Genomic DNA, 26,210 nt, shown 5'->3' on the forward strand with positions numbered 1-26,210 from the left:
ATAATAATCTCTTTTTTAGGCTGATTAATATATACTACCACAATATCTATTGTGGTAGATACATTTAAAACAGCTGATTGCTAGAACATTTTAATTTGATTTATTTTTTTACTTGTATTTTTGAAAAAAAATAAAAAAATATTATTCATTTTCTTTTCAATAAAATCAACGTTTTAAATATAATATCGTTTAAGTCTTTTTTTTAAAACATCACTTTATTGCATCAATCAGCTAATTTCACTTGTTTAGGAGTGAATTAGCATTAATATTCCTAATATGCTATGGGGTTTTGATAGTTATTTTAATTTGCTTTATATATTCAACATAATAGGAAATCACATTTTTCTTCGGGTTATTAGTTTTTTTAAAAACTTGAAAAGTAATCTCTAAACCATTTTATTAAAATTAATCACTTTGCTTACAGTAAGTATGACATGTTTAAAAAAAATGATTACTGATCCTAATAGAATTGATTGAAGTAAGATATATTAAAAATAAATAAAGTTTTTAATATTTATACTATGACTTAATAGAAAAGTCTCTAATATTTTAGAGATAAACTAATAAAATATATATTTATCAGCATAAATTAATGATATTTAATATATTTTTTATAAATAGTTAAGAATTAAAGAAAAAAAATCTAATTTTTTTTTAATTAGTTAAAGGTTAAAGATAGTTGCATAAAAATAGGATAGCTATAAAAAATAATAGTTATAATGATAAGCAAATTTTTTTTAAATCTTATAAAGCTATTTTCCTGCTAGAGGTGGTACAAAAATTACTCCCATATCCCATGGTTGCTCAATCCAGGTATTTTGAGGTATATCAATAATATAATCATCTACTAGTAGATGACCAGCTGGTTTAGCAAAAATAGTAACGAAATGTGCCTTAGGGTATATTGATCGAATAGTTTTAGCGGTGCTACCTGTATCAACTAAGTCGTCAACTACGATAAATCCTTGTCCGTTTCCTTCGGCACGCTTTAATATGCTCAGATTTCCTTGATTGTCGTGATCATAACTAGCGATACATATAGTATCCACATGTCGGATTCCTAGTTCACGAGCTAATAATGTACCTGGTACTAGTCCTCCTCGACTAACAGCTATAATTCCTTCCCATTGTTCCGCAGGGAGAAGACGTTCAGCCATAGTTCGTGCATATATTTGTAACATGTCCCATGTCGCGACGTATTTATTTTTCATAAATTTAGCTCTAGTTGCTTGTGATCAATCTAAATAGTCTTAAAAGGTGAAAGGTGATTATAGAGGGGGAGGCATTTAAATACCAGTGCTCCTCACTCTTTAAACCTATCTTTTGATTTGAGTTAAATGTGCTCTAGAAGTTATGAATACGCATTCTGGCGGATTAAGATTTATAGGCTATTTAGTGTCTGTTATCATCTATAGACAGTGTGTAAATTGAAAAAAACAGTGCAATATTGATACGAAAACGCCGTATCGGTGAGATATTACTTTTTTAATTGGGTCGCAAAAAAAAGATTAAAATTTATTTGCGGTGAGGAAAATCTGACTAATACGATTAGTGTTTTTTCTTTAAAACAGAAAAACTTGTTGAGTGTTTTTCATGAAAAATTATTTTTTTGTTGCTCTAATTCAGTATAATTACAAGTAAGAAATTTACTGGCGCGCATATATAGTTTCTAATAGAACTGAAGAAGAATTTTTAATTTTTCTTAGAATGCCTAAAATATATTAATTATCTGGTAGAGAAGATATTAAGATCTCTTTTTCTTTCTGAAATCAGAATGTAGTTGAGATTGTGTTAGCATATTAATATATCTGTCAGATAAACGAAAAAATAAATTAATAAAACATTATTAAATTAATAAACATTTTTAAAAAAAATATTAAGTAAAAAATATGTAGGCACTTTTTAAATTAAAAATTTTTATTTATGAGAACAAGGTTCTTGTTTTATATAGCAACTATGTTTTTTTTGGCGGTGAGAGAGGGATTCGAACCCTCGATATACATTTGTATATACACACTTTCCAGGCATGCTCCTTAAACCACTCAGACATCTCACCACTTAATTGTTCTTTATTTTCTTGATATAATAAAACGATTATTTCGAATATAGTTAAATTTTACTTTAGGAATGAACAAATATTTTTAATAAAATTAAAAATAATAATTTTTTAAATAATTTAATTACATAAATTGACATCATTGCTATAATAATGACGCATTATGTTTTTTCATCATAATTTCAAAAAATTATTTTTTATAGTTTCATCAGAAGCAGAAATTTACAAAATATTATTTATATTAAAATATTTTTAATATAAACATATTAATTTTATATTTTAAATGGTTATCTGATTATACACTAAAATAGTACTCTTACTACTAAGATTTAATTTTAAGCTGTATTTTTAAGAAAAATAAATTTTTTCATATTAATCTGGACTTGGCAAAAGATAAATATTCAAAAGTGTCAGTTTTGTGTAAATCAGATTATTGATTAATGATAAACCTGGAATACAACCTAGTTTCATTAAACACCATTGAGCTACAGTGACTATTAATATATTTTTTATACAATAAACTCTAAATATTGGTAGTGAGAGATTTATATTTGAGAATGTATAGTAATAAAATTAAAAAAAAATATAAAATAAACTTGTGTGAAAAAATTCTATAAGTTGTATGTTGGATTATATGGATTTCTTTTTTTAGTCATTCTAATGAAAATAGAACATTTCATATAATTTCATAAAATGAATCTATTTCAATTTTCATCCAGTACACATTAAAGGCAATAATTATGTTAATAAATAAGAGCTGAAAATTATAGATATCAAGCAAATTTTAGTAAAAAACACTATTTTAAAAACACTGAATGTTATTTGAGTTATACATAATATAATTATCTATATAGAGTTGTTTAATAGATTTTTATAAAAAATTTTAATTTTATTAAATATTTTTAAAAACAAATTATTAGAAAACATTTGATTTAAGTCTTTAATTGGAATCTAGTTAATATATTATATTATTTACTAGTTTGAATTATCATAATTTTATATTGTTTTTTTTGGATTAAAAATCTTTTAGTTAAAAATGTTATGATGCTATTGTTTGATAATTTTATATTAATAAAAATCATACCATTGTAAAAATTTTACCAGATTAAATTAACAATTCTCTACACATTTATTAAATGTGTCTCACATCGCTATTATCTTTTAGATAAATTTATAATAAAAATTTATAAAGTAAATCTTTTAAATAATAATATCTACGTGTTGTTTTAGTTTTAAGTGTTTAGTTATATTGCATTATGAAAAGCAATATTATTTATAAAGCAATTCAAAAAGATTTTATTTAGCAAAAGTAAATTCAATCGGTAAATTCTATTAATTAATCTTGTTAAAGATGTCATCTTTTAAGTATTTATTCATACAATATATACTGTATTAATATATGTTTTATTCGGCTTGATCTATACTTGATCAAGTAAACTTATAAATGAAGCGAATATTATTTAGCGCATTTTAGATAAAATAATCTTTTATATAACAATTAAGCTGTAGATTTTGATACAGAAACCATTGCTGGGCGAAGAAGTCTACCATTTAAAATGTAGCCTTTTTGCATTACCATTATTACATGGTTTGGTTTATGTTCGTCTGATGGTAACATTGTCATTGCTTGATGTAATTCAGGATTAAAAGGAACGCCTATATCAGCGATAACATCTAAACCGAATTTTTTTATCACATCTAGCAATGATTTAAGTGTTAATTCAATACCCTCAATTGTTGCATTTAATTCAACATTGTTTCTATCTGACATGTCTATTGCTCGTTCTAGATTATCAATAACAGGCAATAGATCAAAAGAAAAACGTTCTAGTGCAAATTTATGAGCTTTTTCAATATCTAATTCATTGCGTCGACGCATGTTTTCTATTTCTGCTTTAGCGCGTAGTGCAGTGTCGCGCTCACGTTGTTGAATCTGCTTTAATTCAGATTCTAATTCGATAATGCGTATATTTTTTTTCTCTAATAGATCTTCTGTTTCAGTCGCTGTTTCTACTTTCTGTTCTATTTCTATTGGATCTTCTTCTAAAAAAAGATTATCAGGGGTGTTTTTTTCTTGTTCTTTGTTAATATTACTCATAAAGTTTGCTCCACAATGCGTTATCAACGTTTTATTTGGCTATAATGGGGATGAATGTCTTAGATTCAAGGGAGAGGACATATGTCTCCTCTGATATCAAAATATTCGTTGTTTCTATAGGTCTTAATGTCAGATTGTTCAGAATATTTCCGTTGCATCAAATATATAGGCATCTCCTCTTTGGAGATATAAAATTAAAACTTTCATTAATATTAAAGAAATCTATAACTCTACAATATTCAGAAAATCTACATAAAACTCAGAGTATAATAAAAGCTATGATTTGAGTTAGTAAGCAATATTTTACTTTAGATTTATGATTAGTAAATTAAAAATTGAAATCAAGTGGAGGGGTAGTCAGGTTGGGTATTAGACTATTTAATTTCATTTTTAAAAATTAATAGCACATAACTAAGGTGATGATTTATGGTTGATAGTATTGATATAGCCAGTCAGAATGAAGAAGCATTTCGTCAACATGTAATTGCGAATCATCGTGGTGAGCCTCTACCTATTACTGGTCGGTGCTATAACTGCGGAGAACTGACAGAGGGTAATTTTTGCTCTAAAGAGTGTGGTGAAGATTGGGAAAAGCGAAAATTTTTTGAAAGCCAGAAATTAAGAGGATAAACGTAAACTGTTTATATTATTTCTATAATTATTATGAAAACTAAAAATTAGTAACTATACTCGGCCCTAAGCGAATTAATTGTTCTAAGATTTAGATCTCATTCAACATTCCTAAAATTCTGTTTTATTAAGTATTGCACCTTGTATTGGTAAGTTGCGAAAATAATCATGCAAAATTAGATTTTATCATCTATTTTCGCTCGCAAAAAGTATAGTTTGTTAAATAATTAGACTGATAATCTAATTAATTCTTTTAAAATCATTTTGCTATTAACTTCCAGAGGCTTTCTTAGTGAACAAGGTCTATTTTATAAATGCTGTATTTTATAATTTATCTGGGAATGAAAAGGATTGATCTTTTTTTTACTAGTGAATAATAAAAGTTTAAGGTCATAGATAAGAATTCTTATCTAACCTTGTTCTATCCCCCCTCCTGTTATTTTGAATAACTGTAATTTATTAAAGAATTTAGCATGTTCAATATAATTCTTATCATTTAAGATATTGTTTGTGTTAGAGAATATCATTATATTATAACATATAAATTTAATGAAACATTTACTTTAAATGGTAAATAGCATTTTTTTATTTTTACTTATTTTAAAATCTCTATTTTCGTTGCTTTGTAAGTTCAGTAGCTGTATATTTTGTTATGAGTATATGTTTTTATGGATTTAAGTTGTTTTTTAATTCAACAATTCAGTGTGAATCTAGAGGTCTTAATAGAGAATCTACTTAGATTTAATCTGTAAACAGATAACACTTTCGTAAGAGGATTTACGGTATAAAAAATAGACAAAAAATTATATTTATTTTTTTACAATGAAATTGTTTATTGATTGTTTTTTGAATGAGTATTTTACTGAGTAAGCGTTTGAAGTAAGTTTTTTATATGTTAATTGACATGTTTATCAAATCTATTGAGTAATAAAAAAACAAATTGTTTGATCGTTGTTTTATAATTATTTTGTATATTGATTATAAAATTTTTCATAAAGTTTGTATTTAAGATAATCGTACATATATATCAACAGATAATCAATTATAATTTAAATTATAAAAAAATAATTGTTCTAACTATAACTAGGAACATAGAAATAATGAATATCAGTGAAAAATACGATTTTTTTTATAAAAATCATATTATTAATGATAAAATATAAAACTAAACATTGTCGTATAGACGACATTGTACGAAACAAGTAAACTTTTTGGTTGTCAATAGAATCTTTCTTGCGATTTATTGGCGAAGCAGAAAATATCAAATGTATCTATCTTATTAATACTAATGAATATTTTAAAGTAGTGATTATTAATATTTATTATTTATAATATTTAATAAATTTAGGATAAAGATGAATCTACAAAACATTCGTTTATATAGTTTATGATACTTAATATTTGTAATGACATTTTTATAAGTAAAATATTATTATAAATTCTGTTTATATAAGTGAATTATCTCTCTAGAAAAAAGATTCATTTTTATTAGAAAACTTAGATAATAGAGTTATGAATATTATGACTGATAAAAAAATAATTTCTACTGTTTTTGTTGTCATATTAATTTCTGGTTGTTCAATGTTTAAAAACATAATTTATCATCCTGATATTAACCAGGGTAATTATTTGATCTTATCTAATGTTTCTCGCGTTCGTATTGGTATGACAAAACAGCAGGTAGTTTATATTCTTGGCAGGACCATTATGCATGATCCGTTTGATTCAAATACGTGGTATTATATTTTTCGCCGTGCATCAGGATATAAAAATATTTCGCAAGAAACATTGATTCTGACTTTTAATGATCACGATGTTCTTATAGACATTAACTATAGAACTGCATTTAAAAAGTCTAAAAATCTAGGGTAATATTTACTAAACGCGATGTCTGAATATTTTTTCATTACCGATGAATAGTATGTTTTTAAAAATATCTATATTGTATATGTAGTACTTTCGCGCTAAAAACTATATTCTTTTTTTTATTTCGTTCGATTTGACGATTTGTTGTTTTAGAAATTTCAAAGTAATATTATGATATACAATACCTATTTATTTCTACAATTACCCTAACTAAAATTCTAGTTTTATAAAAAAAATAACTCTTTTGTTTACTGTGGGATAGACATCCTCGATAATCCTGGAAAAGTTAGACTTGCAAATATATCTTTACGGTATAACCAGACACTTGGTTTGGTTTGTATGCAAATATTAGTACTTAAATGACATCTATACTACTTCAATTTATTTTATATCTTAACTTTGATAAATTGCTTGAGCCCTTTTAGTAAATATATTGATTGTATTGTTTATTATTGCATTAAAAAAAACAGTTGAATGTTAATTCAGTGAGCTTATTTTTACATATAAGATCGAAGAAAAATATAACTTTACTGGTGTTTTGATTATAGAGAGATGAAAGTCCAGTGATTAGACAAGAATTCAATAAGGACCTTTAACTATTTTAACTAAGAGTATAATAATGCTGTGATTTTCATTAACAGGATTCCTGTCAATAAAAGATTTATTGATTCTTGCTTGTGAGAGATAAATTTCCGCAGTTATTTCATTTCCATTTTGTTTAATTATTCGACTATTTATACATCCTAGAATAAATTCTGTGTAATCTTTAATATTGTTTATCAAAGTGAACATTTTTTCTACACTATAACTAACTACTACAGAATACACAACACCAGGCATAAATTTTCTCTCTTTATAGCTTTAATATAATATAATTTTTTAATTATTATTTTTTTATAAAAAGTAGATATAAATTATTTTTTTTAAATTAGTTTTTAAGACTTAGAGTCTGATTAATTTTAGTAAAAATATATTAAGTAAATAAATTCTTTGCTTTTGAGATACGGTCATTTAATAAAATGATTATAGTGAGCACGAAACATCAATATTTATTTTAAAGTTTTATAAAAAAGGAATGGTTTAATTTATCGTTAATTGTTATTAATAAACTAAAAATCGCTTATAGTATAATTGTTTTTTTTAGGTAATTTTTCTTTAATTGCTTTAAGTTTTATTTGTTAAAGTTGTTAAGATTTTTGATCGACAAAATGCGGGATGAGATAAGTAAAAACTTTCATGTTAACAAAGTAGCTTGTTTATGACTAAATCGTGAGAGATTTTCAGGATTATTAATCCTGATATATATCGACATATACATCTTCTAGTTTAGAAGGTTTTTTTATATTAAAAGAAGTAAGGTCTTTATTGTTAAAATTGGGTATTTTACGTTGGTGAGGTATTTTTTATGATAACAAAAGAATTTGATTTTTTTCACTATAATCTATATTAAATGTAAATAAATTTAATTGATCATTTCTATCATCTTTGGAATTTAAGGATAAAATGCATTTTATGAGTAAAACTTAGGTAATAGTTTAGAGATGTTCTACTTAGAGTTTTAGTAGATCAGTATGTTTATTTACAATAAATCAATTCTTATTTTTAGTGAACACAGTTAACAAACAATTTACTTAATTATTTTTTAATTATTTATTGCATTATAACAATTTATCATAATCATTAAATTTTATCATAAGATTTTTCATATCAAAATATTTTATTGTTTCAAAAAAATAGTATTTTGTAAAATACAGTAATTTTAGAAAATTAAATTGAAAGATCTAGGCATTAATGAACTAAAAATTAGTATACTTGCTACCTTCGAGGAATGATGGAGAGAAATAGATAACAGTTGATTATGAATATATCTTACGGTGCTGGGATAAAGTGTTTTTATATTCTCTTTTAAAGTTTTAGAGTGTTTTTAAAAGAAAAGTATTTTTAATATTTGTTTATGATTGTTGCTTTATCTTTTTTTTGCACATTCTTTAATGTATTGGCAATAATTTTATTTTTGTAAGATAAAAAGTTATTGAAATTAAAATTCAAAGTGAATTTTCTTCAAGATTAACGCACTAATAATGCGGAGGTGAAATTTCTTCGAACTGACAATCGAGAAGTGAAGGATTTTGTTTGCACAAATTATCGAATAAGAAGCGACACTGCTTTTGTAGTTGGCGGATATCGTGTTGATACGTAAGTATGCTTTGATTTAGAGCTTCAATTGTAATCTCCTGAAAAGAGATTTGTCCTTCTAAGAAATCAATACGATTTTTTAGTTGTGATAGTTTCATTATTTTCCTTTAATAAATTAAAAAGTGTTAAAAGTATATAATTTATTACTCAATAGATAGTGTTTTTTATAGTTAATTACTGTTTAGTGTATTTAAAATTTCAGTTAGTTATATAATTTTATGATTTATGATTACAGATTTTTTATATTCATTAATGATTAAAAATTTTATTTATTAGCGTTACTGATGATTTGTCTAAAGTGCCAAAGTATACTTGGCATTATCATGCTTACCATCTTTCTTATTTTTTTAAATCATTGAAATTTAATTTTCATAAAATTGAAAAGAGAAATGCAATAGTTTTAATTAACTATTACCAAGATGGAATTGATTATCTAGAATAGAAAAAAAAATATTTTATATATTAAATATATAAATTTTAAAATTCAATTAAGTTTTATAGTATTAATCTGAGAATCTTTATTCTACATCTTTTTAGACACAAAGATAGCTACTTGTTTTTAATATATTACGATGATTAATATAATATATATAGATGATATAAAAATATCTTTCGGTGCTTTGTGATTATTTTATAACGTCATTGACATATCGATACGATATAGAAATTGAGCATGAAAAGTATTACTAAATATAATCAATAATACATGTTAACCTGTATACTTGATTTTAAATTTTTTCTTATCTATAAGCAGTAATGTGTTTTTCCTAAAAAATGTATCTTTAAAAAAGTACTTTATTATTTTAACAAAATAATAAAACATATAAAGATTTTTATTGTCTACTGAGACGTTCTTTTGTTGGGATAAAATGTGTATTGCTACGCCATGGATTAATATCAATACCACCTCGCCTTGTGTATCTGGCATAAACACTTAGTTTTTTTGGATTGCAATACTGCATGATATCATGAAAAATTCTTTCTACGCACTGTTCATGAAATTCATTATGCTGTCTAAATGACACTAAATATCTTAATAATGCTGCATGGTCTATTTTTTTTCCTGAATATTTTATCTGAACAGAACCCCAATCTGGTTGGTTTGTTATAAGACAATTAGATTTTAGTATGTGACTCACTAATGTTTCTTCAACTAAAACATCACGAGTAGAATGTAAAAGATATTTGTTATTAAATTCAAAATTTCTTATTATTATGTCTTGATCATCAATACAAAATCCTAATAATGTCCCAATTGCTTTTTTTTCTAATTCTTCTATTTTATATAATGCAACATCAACGTTGCCTTTGGATATTTTTGATAAATCATTTTTTATAATATATTTTACTTCATTCCAATCATTAAATATAGATTGATTAAAGCTGTTAAGATACAGTTTAACACTTTTTGATTCTGCAATATTTTTATTTTTACAATTAAACTGGACATCACCTATTGCTATTTGTGGTATGCCATTTTTATTGAGCCATGACAATTCATATAATGTCCATATATCCTTTCCATGAAAGAATTGCTTATCTCGAGATAAATCAAGTTTATTGTAATTAAGATTTCTTGGAATACCCTTTAAGAGAGCAGGTGAGTATTTTTGTATATAAGATGTTTTTTTTCCTAACGGAAGTTTTTTAAATATATTTTTTTTCATTTTCATAGTAAAATATTTTATTTTTTTTCCTAAAACAACATATGAAAATCAATCATATTTTGTGATGTAGCCCATTAAAGTTAAAATTTTGATTACTGCTCTTCACGACATCCCGTTTGAAGAAAAAAATATTTTTTAGTACATATAATGATAAAGTAATTTTATTTTAATATTTAATATTGTTAAATTTATATTTAAGTTTTTATGGGTTATAATTGTCTAAATTTTTTAACAGCCTGAATTGTCTTTAAGATTTTTTAAGGTAGGAATATCGCTTTTAAAGATTGAATGTCGATATATAGATTATATTATTTATTAAAGTGAACTTTTTTCTTTCTAATTGTGTTATTTTAACAATTTATATTTATTCAAATATAAATACCTGATTAATATTCTATCTTTAATATATTAGAAAATAATATAGTTATATTGTTATGTTTGGTTAAAATATATAATACAAATTGACTGTGACATACGGCATTATTCTTTTTTTTTAAATATGCGTTTACTATGAATATATATATTTAGGATAAGTGGAGCTTGAAACTTGCAAGATCAATAAAAATGTAAAGAATGATAATTTTAGTTTAGTATAATCTTTTTTTTGAATTTTTTATAATTCTTAATTAGTTAGCTACCTTAAAATTAAATATTATTATTTTAATTAGTAAGTAGATGTTTTTACTAATTTTATTGATAATTTTTTAACTTTAGGTTACTAAGAGATTCAGCAACGAAGATTACTTTTTAGTTAAAAACTAGGTTAATCAAAATCTTCTTTTCAAAGAAAACATTCTTTGTTAATTAGAAAAATACAACAATGATATTGTTATGTTTAATTGGCAAGAAAAAGTTCCTTGAATTATCTAACTTAAAGATTTTTCCGGTTTCATTTTTTATCGTGAGAGATATTATTACTGTTAATATCAAATACACTTTATCTTTATTATTATAGCGATATACTTAGAAGTAATTTTTTTAATTTATAATGTTTGATTATAAGTATTTGTTATAGTTAAAGTAACTTTATGCTAACAGTAACTAAATAGTTAACTTTATAAAAATATTTTTTTCCAATTTAAACATTAACTGTGTATTAAGAAGAATTAAAGATCGTTTTTATCATGTTACGCGTTATCAAGATTTATGTTATAATAATTAATAATTTAGATATAGTTAAGAACGATGTTAAGTTGCATGATCAAGTTATTATAGTTAAAGTTAATTAATATTATTGTTTTACAAGTTAATTTTTATTAACTTTATCATAAATTTATTAATTTTAATACTATTAATTAAAAATTTAATAGTATTATTATAAACAGTAATGTTTAGTAAGTATTATAAAATAATATTATTTAAATCATTACTTAAAACGTCAACTCTATAATGCAAGTAAATTTCGATTCATCTCATGAGTATAACTAAAAAATCAATTATCTAAAAGTTTTCGACTGAGTTAAAGGTATTATATCTATTAGTTTTATTCTATTTTGATATAGAATGATTTTAGGTAATGTGCTAGTTTTTTTTGAACAGATATGGTTTAAATTAGTTAGATTCATTTAGTTAATATATAAAATTGTATTTTATACAAGATTCGTAGTTAGAAATCAAATATTTCTCGATAGAGATCAGATACTATCTTCCTTTTAAATGGATAAAATTTTATTCTTTCTTTTTAGAAGTAGATCTTAATTTAAATGTGAATAAAGGTCATATTCAATTTAGAGGAACAAGTAACTGTAAAATTAACTAGTAATTTATAATACTTTGTTTAAAAATGAAAAATAAGCTCTTAACTTGACAAAGATTAATTTGTTTAGGGAAGAAATTAGTAATTTTGATATTTACATAAAAATCTCTTTAATGTCGCATTTTTAGGTTTAGTATGAGAACAAATTATATTTTTATCACTGGAGGTGTTGTTTCTTCTTTAGGTAAAGGTATTGCAGCCGCTTCTTTAGCTGCTATCCTTGAAGCACGTGGCCTTCATGTTACTATTATGAAATTGGATCCTTACATCAATGTAGATCCTGGTACAATGAGCCCGATACAGCACGGTGAAGTTTTTGTAACGGAAGATGGGGCTGAAACAGATTTAGATTTAGGGCATTACGAGCGTTTCATCCGCACTAAAATGTCACGTTATAACAACTTTACGACTGGTCGTATTTATTCCGACGTGTTGCGTAAAGAGCGTCGTGGTGCTTATTTAGGTGCTACCATTCAGGTTATTCCTCATATCACTAATGCTATAAAAGAGCGTATTATTGCAGGAGGCGAAGGGCATAATGTAGTGTTAGTGGAAATTGGTGGAACAGTTGGAGATATTGAATCCCTGCCATTTTTAGAAGCTATCCGTCAGATGGCAGTAGATGTTGGACGTGACCATACTCTTTATATGCATTTAACTCTCGTACCGTATATAATAGCTTCTAAGGAAGTAAAAACTAAACCTACTCAACACTCGGTGAAAGAACTACTTTCTATTGGTATTCAACCCGATGTGCTGATTTGCCGTTCTCATCATTCACTACCAAATAATGAAAGAGCAAAAATTGCTTTATTTTGCAACGTTCCAGAAAAGGCAGTGATTTCATTAAAAGATGTTGATTCAATTTATAAAATTCCTGCACTCTTAAAATCACAAGAACTAGATGAGTACATTTGTAATCGCTTTAGTCTATATTGTCCTGAAGCAGATTTGTCTGAGTGGGAACAGGTAATTTACCAACAAGCAAATCCTGTTGGTGAAGTAACTATAGGTATGGTTGGAAAGTATATCGCTTTACCGGATGCTTATAAATCTGTAATCGAAGCATTAAAACATGCTGGTTTAAAAAATCGTCTTACGGTAAATATTCGTTTAATCGATTCTCAATACGTAGAAACTTGCGGCGTTGAAATGCTGAAAGATCTAGACGCTATTTTAATTCCAGGTGGTTTTGGTTATCGCGGTGTAGAAGGTAAAATTCTAACAGCTCAGTATGCGCGTAAACAAAAAATTCCTTATCTAGGTATTTGTTTGGGAATGCAGGTAGCATTAATAGAATTTGCTCGTCATGTGGCGGGCATGGAAGATGCTAACTCTACTGAGTTTGTTCCAAATTGTAAATATCCAGTAGTCGCACTTATTACGGAATGGCGGGATGAAGAGGGTAATCTAGAAATTCGTACTGAAAGAGGTGATCTTGGTGGTACCATGCGTCTTGGTAGTCAACCTTGCCATTTAGCAGACGATAGCTTGTCACGATCACTGTATGGTGAAACTCCTATTATAGAACGGCACCGTCATCGTTATGAAGTCAATAATATGCTATTAAAACATCTTAAATCTGAACGATTACGTATTGCTGGTTGGTCAGGAGATAATAAGTTAGTAGAAATCATTGAATATCCTGATCATCCCTGGTTTGTGGCTAGCCAGTTCCATCCAGAGTTTACTTCAACTCCACGTGACGGACATCCCTTATTTTCTGGTTTTATTAAAGCTGCTGGTGATTATCAAAAAAGTTGCAGAAACAAAAAGATAGAGCATAGAAAGCATGTTTAATCATTCCTAACTTAACAAGAAGTTTTTAAATTATTAGAGAGGAAACATGAATGTCGAAAATTGTTAAAATCATTGGCCGTGAAATCATAGATTCCCGAGGAAATCCTACGGTAGAAGCAGAAGTGCATCTAGAAAATGGTTTTGTCGGATTAGCTGCTTCTCCTTCAGGTGCTTCAACCGGTTCACGTGAAGCATTAGAGTTGCGTGACGGAGATAAATCAAGGTTTTTAGGAAAAGGTGTCATTAAAGCAGTCGAGGCTATTAATGGCCCCATAGCTAAAGCTCTTTTTGGTAAAGATGCCAAAGATCAATCAACGCTGGACACACTTATAATCGAGTTAGATGGAACTGAAAATAAATCTAAATTTGGCGCAAATGCTACTATAGCAGTCTCTTTAGCTAGCGCTAAAGCTGCTGCTGTTTCTAAAGGGCTTCCTTTGTATGCTCATATAGCAGACTTGAATGGTACACCTAATAAATTCTCTATGCCACTTCCGATGATGAATATCCTCAATGGAGGTAAACATGCGAATAACAACGTCGATATTCAAGAATTTATGATCCAACCAGTTAGTGCAAATAATATTAAAGAAGCTGTGCGTATTGGTGCCGAAGTATTTTATTCGTTGGCTACAGTCTTGAAAAAGAAGGGTATGAGTACTGCTGTAGGAGATGAAGGTGGTTATGCTCCGAATTTAGAATCTAATGCTGCAGCTCTATTTATTATCCGAGAAGCTGTTGAAAAAGCTGGTTATCTTCTTGGAAAAGATATTACTTTAGCTATTGACTGTGCAGCTTCTGAGCTTTTCGAAGAAAGCACAGGTTACTATAATTTAAAAGGAGAAGGGAAAAGCTTTACATCTAAAGAATTTACTCATTACCTTAAAGATCTTGTAAAACAATATCCTATCGTATCAATTGAAGATGGAGTACATGAATCTGATTGGGAAGGTTTTCATTACCAAACAAAAATATTAGGTGATAAGATTCAATTAGTTGGAGATGATGTCTTTGTTACCAACACCAGAATATTAAAAAACGGTATAGAAAAAGAGTTGGGTAATTCAATTTTAATTAAATTTAACCAAATTGGAACCTTAACTGAAACCTTATTAGCCATTAGAATGGCAAAAGATGCAGGTTATACCACGATTATTTCTCATCGTTCTGGTGAGACAGAAGATGCTACTATTGCGGATCTTGCTGTAGGAACTGCAGCAGGGCAAATAAAAACTGGTTCTATGAGTCGTTCCGATCGGGTGGCGAAATATAATCAGCTAATTCGAATAGAAGAAATTTTAGGTATACGTGCACCCTTTAACGGTTTGCGTGAAGTGAAAGGACAGACATAACGCTTTACTTATAATGTCATTATGTGTAGTAGAGATGATGAGAAAAGTATGAAGTATCCTGTAAATAGAATTTTTCAGACTATTCAAGGAGAGGGGTGTTTTACTGGTGTACCGGCGATTTTTATTCGTCTACAAGGTTGTTCTGTCATGTGTAGTTGGTGTGATACGAAATACACTTGGAAACAGGATGAATTTGAACGGGTGCCATCAAGAGATATCCTTGTCAAAACCATCGACAATAGTCGATGGGCTAGTTGTACGGAAGAAGATATACTTGCATTAATATTAAATCAGGATTGGACAGCTTGTCATATAGTAATAACAGGCGGGGAGCCTTGTTTGTATAATTTGATACCTCTCACTGAGGTTCTAGAGAAGCAGGGTTTTACTTGCCAGATTGAAACTAGCGGGACTCAAGAAATACATTGCACCTCCCGTACTTGGGTCACTTTATCGCCTAAGATTGATATGTATCATAAGCTCCCAATAGTGCCTAAAGCATTGATTCGAAGTGATGAAATCAAATATCCAATAGAAAAAAAAAGTGACATCAATAAGTTAGATATTTTATTGGCAAGTTTGAAAGACATAAAGAAGCGAGTAATTGCTCTACAACCGGTAAGTCAGAAGGAGAGAGCTACGAATTTATGTATAGAAACCTGTATACTTCGGAATTGGCGTTTATCAATCCAAACTCAAAAGTATCTTAAAATTATTTGATAGATATCGACAAAATTTTAATTAATGACGTTTTTTATTTTAAATAATATATTTTATAGGATATATGTAATGTTATATTTATTTGTTTTTTTTAAATATTAAAGAAAATGTTTTAAAGAATAGATTATATAAAATAACTATGCAATAGCTTTTTATGAACCTTGATAAATGCAACCTGAAGTACAAGTCTCTTTGAGAGAGACGGATTTTAGCAACGAAAATTGTGGTTTGAGTTGTTCCCAGATCCATCTTGCTAAAACTTCGCTAGTGGGATTTTCCAGGCCGGGTATATCGTTTAAATAATAATGATCTAGTCGATTTAAAATCGGCTGGAAGGCGATTTTTAAATCAGAAAAATCTATAATCCAACCTTTATGAGGATCTATTGGTCCAGTAACTTCCAATCGCACTCGAAAAGAATGTCCATGAAGTCGTGCACATTTATGTCCTAAAGGGACATAAGGTAAATGATGTGCAGACTCAAATGTAAAATCTTTATATAATGTAGTAACCACTGTATTTCCTTTAACTAAATAAATTTAAAAAAAATTAATCAACCGTGATAATTTTTATAAAATTTATAATTCTTATAAATTAAAGATATATAGTTACATGAATTTTTTATTCATATTATGTATTGTTCCGATTATGTTCACTTTAATGAAAAGATAAAGTATTATTTTTACCCAAAAATATATCAATGTTGTAATAATATTAATGAATGGCGTATTTGCTTTAGTGATTTTTTATTTAATTTCAAATTAAGAACTAAGTATTTTCAAGTAAACTACATATATTTCTTTTTTTTATGAAATAATTCATAATTTGATATACCTTGCCTTAGGGATGTATGATCTTTATACAAATAGTAAGTAAAATTGATTAATGATTCTTAATTTTTTTTAGAAACTCTAATTTATTAGATGTACTTAAAAATTAGATCTTAGTGCATACACGAAATATAATCTTATGATTAATCGTTGTATGTGATCTCTTTGTTGATGACACTTCAATGCTATCTTTTTTTTAGTCGTGTTACCAAATATCCTTGTAGTTGTTTTTCTTAAAATATAAGTTATTCTTTATTTTTAAAAATTGGATTTTATTAAGAATCTATACATTTTTAAATAAAATATTTATTAAAATGTAGGTAAAATCGATTGGTATTATAAAATTTTTATAGATAAAATAAATAAGCATCTTTTTTTTAAATAAAATTTTTCTTTATAGAAATGCCATAATTTACAACAATTTTTTTGGATTTGTTTTATTGGTGACAAAACATTGCATATTTCTATTTATTGTAGAAATATATGACGATGTAAGATCAATCCTATATTCTAATATTTTAAAAGAGTAATATCAAGATTAAATTGATATGTTTTACTAAACATAATTATATATTATACAATTAAGTATATTTAAATAACATCAATGCTACAAACGCATACGCAATGTTACAATCTTAAAAACTTAATAATGATGCTGTTTATGTTAATATTGCATTGAGACATTGAAAGTTGGAGATATCGAACAGTGTGTAAGCGTATACTTATAAATTTTTACGTTGGCTATTGATAATTTTATTACATATAATAAAATTATCAATAGTGTAAAATTACATATTGTTTTTTTTAGGTTTCTCTATACGCCAAATACATTTTCCTGCTTTTTTTTGCAATTGATTTAACTTTTGCTCATGAAGAAAGAGTTCCTCTTTAGTAGGATAGATTACTTTTAATGCTTCCAGATGGCGGAAGACTGGTTTTTCTTTTGTTTTTTCTTCTATATTTAGAAGTGTTTTATCTTCCGTGAACAACATGGTTGTTTGCCCTCCTGTCATGAGAAGGAAAATATCGGCGAGAATTTCGGCATCAAGCAATGCTCCATGGTGGGCACGCTTGCTTTTGTTGATTAAATATCGGTCGCATAACGCATCTAAATTATTTCGTTTTCCAGGAAATATTTTTCGTGCTATGAGCAAGCTATCAGTTATTTTACAATAAGTATGTATTTTAGGAATTCCTCGATTTAGAAGAGAAAACTCATAGTCTATAAAACCGACATCAAATGGAGCATTATGAATAATTAGTTCGGCTCCATGAATAAAGTCTAGAAATTTATCTGCAATATCACTAAAGGTAGGTTTATCTGCTAAAAATTTATCGCTGATACCGTGTATGGTAAACGCTTCTTGCTCTATAAGACGATCTGGTTGTAAATAAACATGAAAGTATTGCCCGCTTAATCGACGATTTATAACCTCTACTGCGCCGATCTCGATAATGCGGTGGTCTTTATAATGAGGACCAGATTTGTTCATACCAGTGGTTTCGGTGTCCATAACAACTTGTCGTATATTTTCAGTGTTCATGATATTTATTTTTATCTTTAAAGTGTGTAAGTTAATAACTTGTGGTTTATTTATTTTTTTAATTTATGTGTAATGCTTTTTTTCTACTTAACCAGATAAGTTATAGTGAGATTTAGATCTTTTGCAGCATTTTTACAATACTGTTTTTTTTAAAATTTATTATCTAGAATAGATCGACTTAGTTACACAGAGTTATTAACGACTGATTGTTGTGATAGATCTTGTGCTGTGTGTAGATTATTTCTTAATTTTAACGCCACGATCTTACGGTAGCTTCGTTTTTTATGGCATCTCGCTGTCTATTTGTTAAAAAAAATAATTTTTATCTTTTTTTTGTTTTTGTATGATGACACGTTTTTCTTATCAATTATACCTTTAATAATTAAGCTGTTTTTTAATATTGAGATAGTTTTATTTTATTCTAAAAATAAACTTTACACTTAAAAGTAATGAAGTTAAATCTTCAGTAGAAGATACTATACTTCTTGGGGATTTCTGTACTTACTTTAATGTTGATTTTTGTTAACATTAACATGTTATTGGAAGTTTTATGGATAGTAGATTACAGGTGTTGGATTTAATATTAGATAAAAGATATATATACAATTTTCTGAGTGGATTTTTATTTTTTCTAGTGTGCTGGATTTCAGCATCTGATAATTAATTTAAGTTAAACTTTTCAAGTTTTATAAAATTATATATTAAAAAAAATAGTATATAAATTATATTAATTTTAATTATAATAAATAAAAATGTTTGTTTTATAATTTATATTTCTAGGGAACTATATACACATAAGTTTATTGATCTCAAGAATTAAGAATATAATAAATGCTATAAAACAACAAAGTTAGTAGCTGTATAACGTAATGAGCATATTTTTTGTTTTTAACATGTAGTGTGTGTTCTATTTTGAATTTAAAGTTTTTTAGGTATTTTTAATTGATACTTTTAATGTTATTACAATTTAATATATTATTAATAATATTGAACTATTATCGATCAAGTAAAAAAAATCAATAAAACGATGTTAAAGTATATTCTGAGTGATAAAGATAAAGAAGAATTAATGTTTTAGTTTAGATTTATAAAAATTCACATACATGTCTATGTGTTACATGTGTGTGTCAGATATATCGAATTAATATGTAATATGCTCGGTATTTAGAGATATTTGTGACATCAGATGTATAATTAATATTACAGCATAAGCATGAATCACGAAATGAAGCCTCATTATATCCTTTCAACGCGATATTCGTTGAATATGTATAAAATATCCTATTCAATCTCACGAAGTAGTAAAATATAAAATATATCAAAATGACTTTACTTGTTATTAATTAGGATTATAGGATTGTTGTATAAAAATGTATTGGTAGTAGCGTTGCTATAGCAGATTAATTTTCTTAAAAGTGATCAATACATTTAAAAAATAATAGTTTTCATATGTTGGTTTATAGTAGATATAATAGTCATATCTAAAAACTAGCTCAGTTTGTATTTCTATCGATATGTCTTATAGAAAAGATCATCAGTTGATAGTAATAGCTAATTGTTAATAACAGACAGATTAGTGAACGGATCTTACAAAAAAAATTAGCTGTTAATGCTTTTAAGGAAAGTAAATAAAATCGATCAGATAAGAAGATTGGTATTTAAAAATATTCATTAATGAAAGACCATGAATTCAAATTCTCTTAATTTTGCAAATTTATTATTTGTGTTTTAATAATACTAGTATAGAGGGAATCTCCTTGCTGAGGCGTGAAACCAACATTGATTTCCTAGTTATGTTACAATATAACAGTTCCTGTTGTTGATGTATCGCTGATATTTTACATATTTTTTTTGGAATAACGCCTCGTGAGATTATTTACACAATTAGGATGGTTTTTTCGTCAAAAGTGGCATCATTATTTAGGTGCTGTTATCCTATTAATAATTATAGCACTCTTACAGTTAGTGCCACCACGTCTTGTAGGTATAATTATTGATTCCGTAGTGGTGGCAGGGAATGGTAGAAGAGAAAATTTAGCATTTTATATAGCTTTAATAGCTATGACATCTTTGTTGGTTTACGGACTTCGTTGTGTATGGCGTATTTTATTATTTGGAGCTGCTTATCGGTTAGCGGTAGACTTACGTGATCAGTTGTATCATCGACTTAGTCAGCAGCTTCCTAGTTTTTATCTTCGATATCGTACCGGAGATCTCATGGCACTTGCTACTAATGATATTGATCGAGTAGTGTTTGCTGCGGGAGAAGGTGTTTTAACGTTAGTTGATTCGCTAGTCATGGGATGTTCTGTTTTTATAGTGATGAGTTTACAAGTAAGTTGGAAATTAACTTTACTTTCCTTGATTCCGATGCCGATAATGGCTATGTTAATCAATCGCGATGGGCAGCGATTGAATCAGTGTTTTCGTTTGGCGCAAGCAGCATTTTCTGACTTAAATAATCAAGCAGAGGAAAATCTTACTAGTATTAGAATGATTAAATCGTTTGGGCTAGAAAAGCATCAGTCATTGCGTTTTTCATCGGTCGCTTTAGAAGCTAGTAAAAAAAATATGCATGTTGCTAAAATAGAAGCACGTCTTGATCCGACAATCTATTTAGCAGTAGGTCTTTCGAACTTATTAGCAGTTAGTGGGGGAGCTTGGCTGGTAATGTGTAATGCTATTACGCTTGGACAGCTGACCAGTTTTATTATGTATATTGGGTTAATGATTTGGCCTATGCTTGCTTTAGCTTGGATGTTAAATATTGTTGAGCGCGGTAGCGCAGCTTATAGTCGAATTCGGAAAATTTTAGAAGAAAGAATTGATGTGGTAGACGGTACTTTATCACTTCCTACGGATGGAGGGGTGATAAAGGTGACAATAGAGGCGTTTAGTTACCCTAATGCTTGCAATTTAGCCCTTCAAGATATTTATTTAACATTGTTTCCTGGTCAGATGCTTGGAGTGTGTGGACCTACAGGTTCTGGTAAAACTACACTGTTATCACTAATACTCCGACAGTTTGAAGTTACAAAAGGGGAGATACGTTTTCAAGATTTTCCTTTAAGAGCTTTAACTCTTGATTATTGGCGCAGCCAAATAGCAGTAGTGACTCAAATGCTTTTTTTATTTTCTGACAGTATTGCTAAAAATATCGCTTTTGGTCGTCCAGAGGCTACAGAGCAACAAATTGAAAAAGCTGCTCGATTAGCCTGTATACATGAAGATATACTATCTTTTCCTGACGGATATGCAACAGAAATTGGAGAGCGCGGTGTTATGTTATCGGGAGGGCAAAAACAGAGATTGGCTATTGCTCGTGCATTGTTGCTAGAAACAGATATTCTTGTTTTAGACGATGCTCTGTCAGCAGTTGACTCGAAAACAGAATACAGTATTTTGCAAAACTTACGGATTTTTAGTGCTCAACGTACCGTGATTATTACTGCACATCGGCTTTCTGCGTTGCAAGAAGCTAATGAAATCTTGGTTTTAAAAGAAGGCCGCATTGCCCAGCGTGGCGATCATAAAGCATTACTAAAAGAATTTGGGTGGTATCGTGACATGTACTGTTATCAGCAGCTACAGGCTAGTTTGGAGCAGGAAAATAATCATTGCAAGGAGTCTGAGTAATGCAAACTTGGACTAATCTTTGGCCTACCCTCAAGAAGCTACTTGCCTATAGTCAGCCATATTCTCGCCCTCTCATGTTGACGGTTATGATGCTGTGGTTAGCAGCAGCCGCAGAAGTTGCTGGACCTGTATTGATACGTTATTTTATTGATCATGTTTTATCTGAGAAAAAGTTTCCGTTTTCGTTAGTAGTTGGCCTAATAGTAGTTTTTCTTCTTCTCCAAGTATTATCAGTTACACTGCGTTATTATCAGGCGTTACGATTTAATCGCGTAGCATTATCTGTTGTTCAACAATTGCGTACAGAAGTAATGTATGTGACATTGTGTCAACGGTTAAGTTTTTTTGATCGACAACCTGTAGGACAATTAATTTCTAGGGTTACAAACGATACTGAAGCAGTAAAAGATCTCTATGTAACAGTGTTCGCTTCAGTTTTGCGTAACATTGCTTTGATTAGTGCCATGATAATAGCAATGTTTTTATTAAGCTACCGATTAGCATATATTTCTCTTTTTTTATTTCCAGCGACGATTATGGTGATGTGGTTATATCAACATTATACTACGCCAATTATCCGAAAACTTAGATCTTATATAGCTGATATAAATGATCTTTTTAATGAGGTTATTAGTGGTATGAGCGTCATTCAGCAGTTTCGTCAGCAGCAGCGTTTTGCCATTAAATTACAACGGGCAAGCCATTCTCACTTTCAAACTCGTATGGCGACACTACGATTAGAGGGTTACTTGTTACGACCCATGATTAGTTTGATATTCGCGCTAATTTTATGCGGTATACTTGTATTTTTTAGCAGTAGTCCGAATGGAGTTGTTAGCGTTGGGGTACTTTATGCCTTTATAAACTATCTCAGAAGATTACATGAACCACTAATTGAATTAACATCACAGCAATCTATTATTCAGCAGGCTGTCGTTGCAGGTGAGAGGATCTTTGAATTGATGCGTGGTCCTATGCAGGGTTATGGTTCTGATAATCGTTATTTGAAAAATGGTAGTATTGTACTACGTGAACTTGCGTTTTCTTATGAGCAATATGGAGCGCCAGTTTTGCAGTATATTTCCTTAACAGCTCCAGCCAAAAGTTTCATTGCTTTTGTAGGGCATACTGGTAGTGGAAAAAGCACTCTGGCCAATTTAATAATGGGATACTATCCAGTAAGTGAGGGAACGCTATTTTTAGATGGTCGATCGATTGAAACTCTGAGCCAACAAGTGTTGCGCCAGGGGGTTGCTATGGTGCAGCAAGATCCAGTTATCATAGCTGACACAATTTACGAAAACGTTTCTCTTGGGCGAGGAATCGAAGAACACCAGGTTTGGTCTGCTCTTGAAAAAGTTCAATTAGCAACTTTAGTGCGTGGATTATCTAGAGGGTTATATGCTGAACTTGGTGAGCAAGGTAATACTTTATCAGCTGGACAAAAGCAACTACTAGCTTTAGCTCGAGTGCTAGTATCTACGCCAGCAATATTGATTCTAGATGAAGCTACAGCTCATGTTGATTCTGGCACTGAACAGGCGATTGCTCAAGTTTTACAAGAAATACGCCAGAATACGACTTTGTTACTTATTGCTCATCGATTATCTACAATTGTTGATGCAGATGAAATCTTAGTTTTACATTCTGGACAAGTGGTAGAAAGAGGAACCCATTCTTCTTTACTGGAAACGCAAGGTCGTTACTATCAAATGTATCGATTGCATCAAGCAGGAAAAGCACTAGATGCTACTAATAACTCTTAATCTGTTTTTCTAGTATGGGTGTATTTTTTTGTTAAAATTTTATTAGTTCTATATAAAAATATAATATTAATTTTATTTTTATAAGCATTACCTACAAATTAAAGTTTGTTTATTAGTTAATACTATTAGTCTCTAAAATTAAGAATTTATCTCAATAAAAAAATTAAATATTATAAAATATTGTTGTTATTTGATTTTTATTTTAAATTTCTTTAAACTTTGCTTAAAAATCGGTTATATGATTTTGCATAAGCGTTTTTAACTAAAAATATAGCTATTTAATTTGTCAATTATAATTAAGAGTTATATTCTATTTTGTAGATCAAGTATGTATATCCTTTTTTTTTGTTAAGCGAGTATGATTCTAAAAGGTTGAGATTATTTTATGATCTAGATTTTTAATTGATGTTTTATAAAAAAACTGTTATTTGAAGTAGAAAAAATCGCATTAAAAAATTTTAAGAAATAATAAGTAATATAAATAGTTTACTTCTAATGTGATAAAAAACATTTGCAAGTATTAAAAAGGATATTACTTTGAATAAGTAATTGTTTAATAAACAAAAGAAAATTATTTAAATAGGATAAAAATAAATACAAGAATTATTTAAATTTAAAGATAGTGATTTGTTAATTTTTTATTGGTTACACCATCTGAATTTGTCTTGTATGAAAAGAATAACAGTATACAATAGAGCAATATTTTGAAGTTACAGAAAAATTTTCGAGTAATTAGTATATAAAAGTAAGTAATATGATTTATTCGGGTATTTTTTTACTTTTTAAGTGGTAGTCTGAATTATATTAAGGATGTCGCATTAATTGTATAGATTAAATTTTAATATGGATATCTTGGCGTTACCGTTTAATTTCATTTGAAATTTAGAAAACCATAATAACATGATAATAAATAAAAAATGACACAGAGAATTGTTTCTCTATGAGAAATGTCGAATTATTATTTAACAGAATACCATATTTATGATTAAAGTATTTATATAAAACTTCTTGATTATGATACTAATATATAAATTAGGTATTATTAAATATAATTGTATAAAACACTTTTTGTCTATAAAGAAACAATATCACGTCATTGTGAGTATGATTCTCAATAATTTAACTGCATATCAATGATGAATAAATCAATAAAGTAATTTTCTTAAAGCACTAAATAAGATTTAGATATCATAAGAATTAAAATTTTTTTTATAATAAAGTTATTATTTATTCAAGATCTTGTAATTTTATGCTAAGGATAAAAATACTGAATTAAGGAAAAACGATTATGAGACAAAATGAATTGAAAAGAGCTGTAGGATGGGCTGCATTAAAATATATATCTCGTGGTAGTGTTATCGGAGTTGGGACTGGTTCTACTGTTGGATATTTTATCGAGGCTCTTTCTTCTATCAAACATGAAATTAAAGGTGCGGTGTCTAGTTCGGAAGAATCGTCTATTAAATTACAAAAATTAAAAATTCCATTATTTGATCTAAATAAAATAGACAAGCTAGATATTTATATTGATGGTGCGGATGAAATTAATAGTAGTATGCATATGATCAAAGGAGGTGGAGGAGCTTTAACTCGAGAAAAAATAATTGCTGCTGCAGCAGATAAGTTTGTTTGTATTGTTGATTTTAGTAAGCTAGTGAATATTCTTGGAACTTTTCCGTTACCAGTAGAAGTGATTCCTATGGCTCGTAGATGGGTAAGTTTCGAAATAAATCGTCTCGGCGGTAAAGCTGTTTATCGTCATGGTGTTATAACGGATAACGGTAATGTTATCCTAGATGTTCATAATTTAGTGATTATGGATGCATTAATGTTAGAAAATAAAATTAATAACATAGCAGGTGTTGTTACTGTTGGTCTTTTCGCTCATCGTAGTGCAGATATAGCGCTTATTAGTAGTAAAGAGGGTGTTAAAAAGGTTATTAGTAAAAAACTAGGTATTTAAGAGAATAAGTAACAGTTAGCACCTTTTACTATAGTAAAAATTTTCATGTTGACATTACTAATGACTAAAACCTTATAAATAATTTAAGATTATAGATCTTATTAAAAAATAAATTTTTAATTAGTGTGTATTCAACAATGTACTTCAATTAATAAATAATAATTATTATATTTTATTCAAATAGATATATCTATAAAAAATATATTTATTTTTTTTAATAAAAATTTTGATTAAAATATAGAGATTTTTTTCTGAAAGAAATAAAATTATTTAATGTATCTCTCTGATAAATGTAATTCTAGTAAATAGTATTTAAAGATAAAAAATATT

15 protein-coding genes and 1 tRNA gene are annotated in these 26,210 nt (G+C 28.0%); 8 read left to right on the top strand and 8 right to left on the bottom strand.

Annotation, left to right across the window (positions count from 1 at the left end; genetic code table 11):
* Positions 1 to 752: 752 nt before the first annotated feature.
* From gpt to grpE, 3 genes are all read right to left on the bottom strand, one after another.
* Positions 753 to 1,211 (bottom strand): xanthine phosphoribosyltransferase, encoded by a 459-nt coding sequence (gene gpt, locus A35E_RS01900; protein ID WP_014888998.1) that lies wholly within the window; start codon positions 1,209 to 1,211, stop codon positions 753 to 755.
* Positions 1,212 to 1,966: 755 nt separating this feature from the next.
* Positions 1,967 to 2,056: transfer RNA gene (locus A35E_RS01905), tRNA-Ser, on the bottom strand.
* 1,498 nt (positions 2,057 to 3,554) lie between these two features.
* Positions 3,555 to 4,154, bottom strand: coding sequence for a nucleotide exchange factor GrpE (grpE, locus tag A35E_RS01910; protein ID WP_014888999.1), 600 nt, complete (start codon positions 4,152 to 4,154; stop codon positions 3,555 to 3,557).
* Between the two features lie 426 nt (positions 4,155 to 4,580).
* On the opposite strand from grpE, the gene A35E_RS01915 reads away from it, so the two are divergent.
* Both A35E_RS01915 and bamE read left to right on the top strand, forming a co-directional pair.
* Positions 4,581 to 4,784 (top strand): hypothetical protein, encoded by a 204-nt coding sequence (locus A35E_RS01915; RefSeq protein WP_014889000.1) that lies wholly within the window; start codon positions 4,581 to 4,583, stop codon positions 4,782 to 4,784.
* Between the two features lie 1,512 nt (positions 4,785 to 6,296).
* A complete protein-coding gene (gene bamE / locus A35E_RS01920) occupies positions 6,297 to 6,656 on the top strand; it encodes an outer membrane protein assembly factor BamE (protein ID WP_230197091.1) in 360 nt (119 codons plus the stop codon).
* Positions 6,657 to 7,229: 573 nt separating this feature from the next.
* Here bamE and A35E_RS01925 read toward each other — a convergent pair.
* From A35E_RS01925 to queF, 3 genes are all read right to left on the bottom strand, one after another.
* Complete coding sequence (locus A35E_RS01925; RefSeq protein WP_014889002.1) at positions 7,230 to 7,490, bottom strand: SRPBCC family protein; 261 nt, start codon at positions 7,488 to 7,490, stop codon at positions 7,230 to 7,232.
* A 1,235-nt stretch (positions 7,491 to 8,725) separates the two neighbouring features.
* Positions 8,726 to 8,944, bottom strand: a complete 219-nt coding sequence (locus A35E_RS01930; protein WP_014889003.1) for a SlyX family protein — start codon at positions 8,942 to 8,944, stop codon at positions 8,726 to 8,728.
* A 735-nt stretch (positions 8,945 to 9,679) separates the two neighbouring features.
* Positions 9,680 to 10,519: an NADPH-dependent 7-cyano-7-deazaguanine reductase QueF gene (gene queF, locus A35E_RS01935; protein WP_014889004.1), complete on the bottom strand. Its 840-nt coding sequence runs from the start codon at positions 10,517 to 10,519 to the stop codon at positions 9,680 to 9,682.
* A 1,885-nt stretch (positions 10,520 to 12,404) separates the two neighbouring features.
* Here queF and pyrG point away from each other — a divergent pair.
* From pyrG to queE, 3 genes are read left to right on the top strand one after another with little or no spacing between them, the layout of a single operon-like run.
* Positions 12,405 to 14,069, top strand: coding sequence for a glutamine hydrolyzing CTP synthase (pyrG, locus tag A35E_RS01940; protein ID WP_014889005.1), 1,665 nt, complete (start codon positions 12,405 to 12,407; stop codon positions 14,067 to 14,069).
* 50 nt (positions 14,070 to 14,119) lie between these two features.
* A complete protein-coding gene (gene eno, locus A35E_RS01945) occupies positions 14,120 to 15,421 on the top strand; it encodes a phosphopyruvate hydratase (protein WP_014889006.1) in 1,302 nt (433 codons plus the stop codon).
* Between the two features lie 48 nt (positions 15,422 to 15,469).
* Positions 15,470 to 16,141, top strand: coding sequence for a 7-carboxy-7-deazaguanine synthase QueE (queE, locus tag A35E_RS01950; RefSeq protein WP_014889007.1), 672 nt, complete (start codon positions 15,470 to 15,472; stop codon positions 16,139 to 16,141).
* A 152-nt stretch (positions 16,142 to 16,293) separates the two neighbouring features.
* On the opposite strand, the gene queD is transcribed toward queE, so the two are convergent.
* Positions 16,294 to 16,656: a 6-carboxytetrahydropterin synthase QueD gene (gene queD / locus A35E_RS01955; protein ID WP_014889008.1), complete on the bottom strand. Its 363-nt coding sequence runs from the start codon at positions 16,654 to 16,656 to the stop codon at positions 16,294 to 16,296.
* A 1,103-nt stretch (positions 16,657 to 17,759) separates the two neighbouring features.
* Positions 17,760 to 18,515: a DNA polymerase III subunit epsilon gene (dnaQ, locus tag A35E_RS01960; RefSeq protein ID WP_014889009.1), complete on the bottom strand. Its 756-nt coding sequence runs from the start codon at positions 18,513 to 18,515 to the stop codon at positions 17,760 to 17,762.
* 1,866 nt (positions 18,516 to 20,381) lie between these two features.
* Here dnaQ and A35E_RS01965 point away from each other — a divergent pair.
* The 3 genes from A35E_RS01965 to rpiA all read left to right on the top strand — a co-directional run bounded on the left by A35E_RS01965 (position 20,382) and on the right by rpiA (position 25,880).
* Positions 20,382 to 22,151: a SmdA family multidrug ABC transporter permease/ATP-binding protein gene (locus A35E_RS01965; RefSeq protein WP_014889010.1), complete on the top strand. Its 1,770-nt coding sequence runs from the start codon at positions 20,382 to 20,384 to the stop codon at positions 22,149 to 22,151.
* On the top strand, positions 22,151 to 23,917 hold the full coding sequence (locus A35E_RS01970; protein WP_014889011.1) for a SmdB family multidrug efflux ABC transporter permease/ATP-binding protein: 1,767 nt from the start codon (positions 22,151 to 22,153) through the stop codon (positions 23,915 to 23,917). The genes A35E_RS01965 and A35E_RS01970 overlap by 1 nt, the downstream gene beginning before the upstream one ends.
* 1,288 nt (positions 23,918 to 25,205) lie before the next feature.
* A complete protein-coding gene (gene rpiA / locus A35E_RS01975) occupies positions 25,206 to 25,880 on the top strand; it encodes a ribose-5-phosphate isomerase RpiA (RefSeq protein WP_014889012.1) in 675 nt (224 codons plus the stop codon).
* Positions 25,881 to 26,210 lie beyond the last annotated feature (330 nt).

The organism is secondary endosymbiont of Heteropsylla cubana, assembly GCF_000287355.1.
Classification (GTDB): Bacteria; Pseudomonadota; Gammaproteobacteria; order Enterobacterales; family Enterobacteriaceae.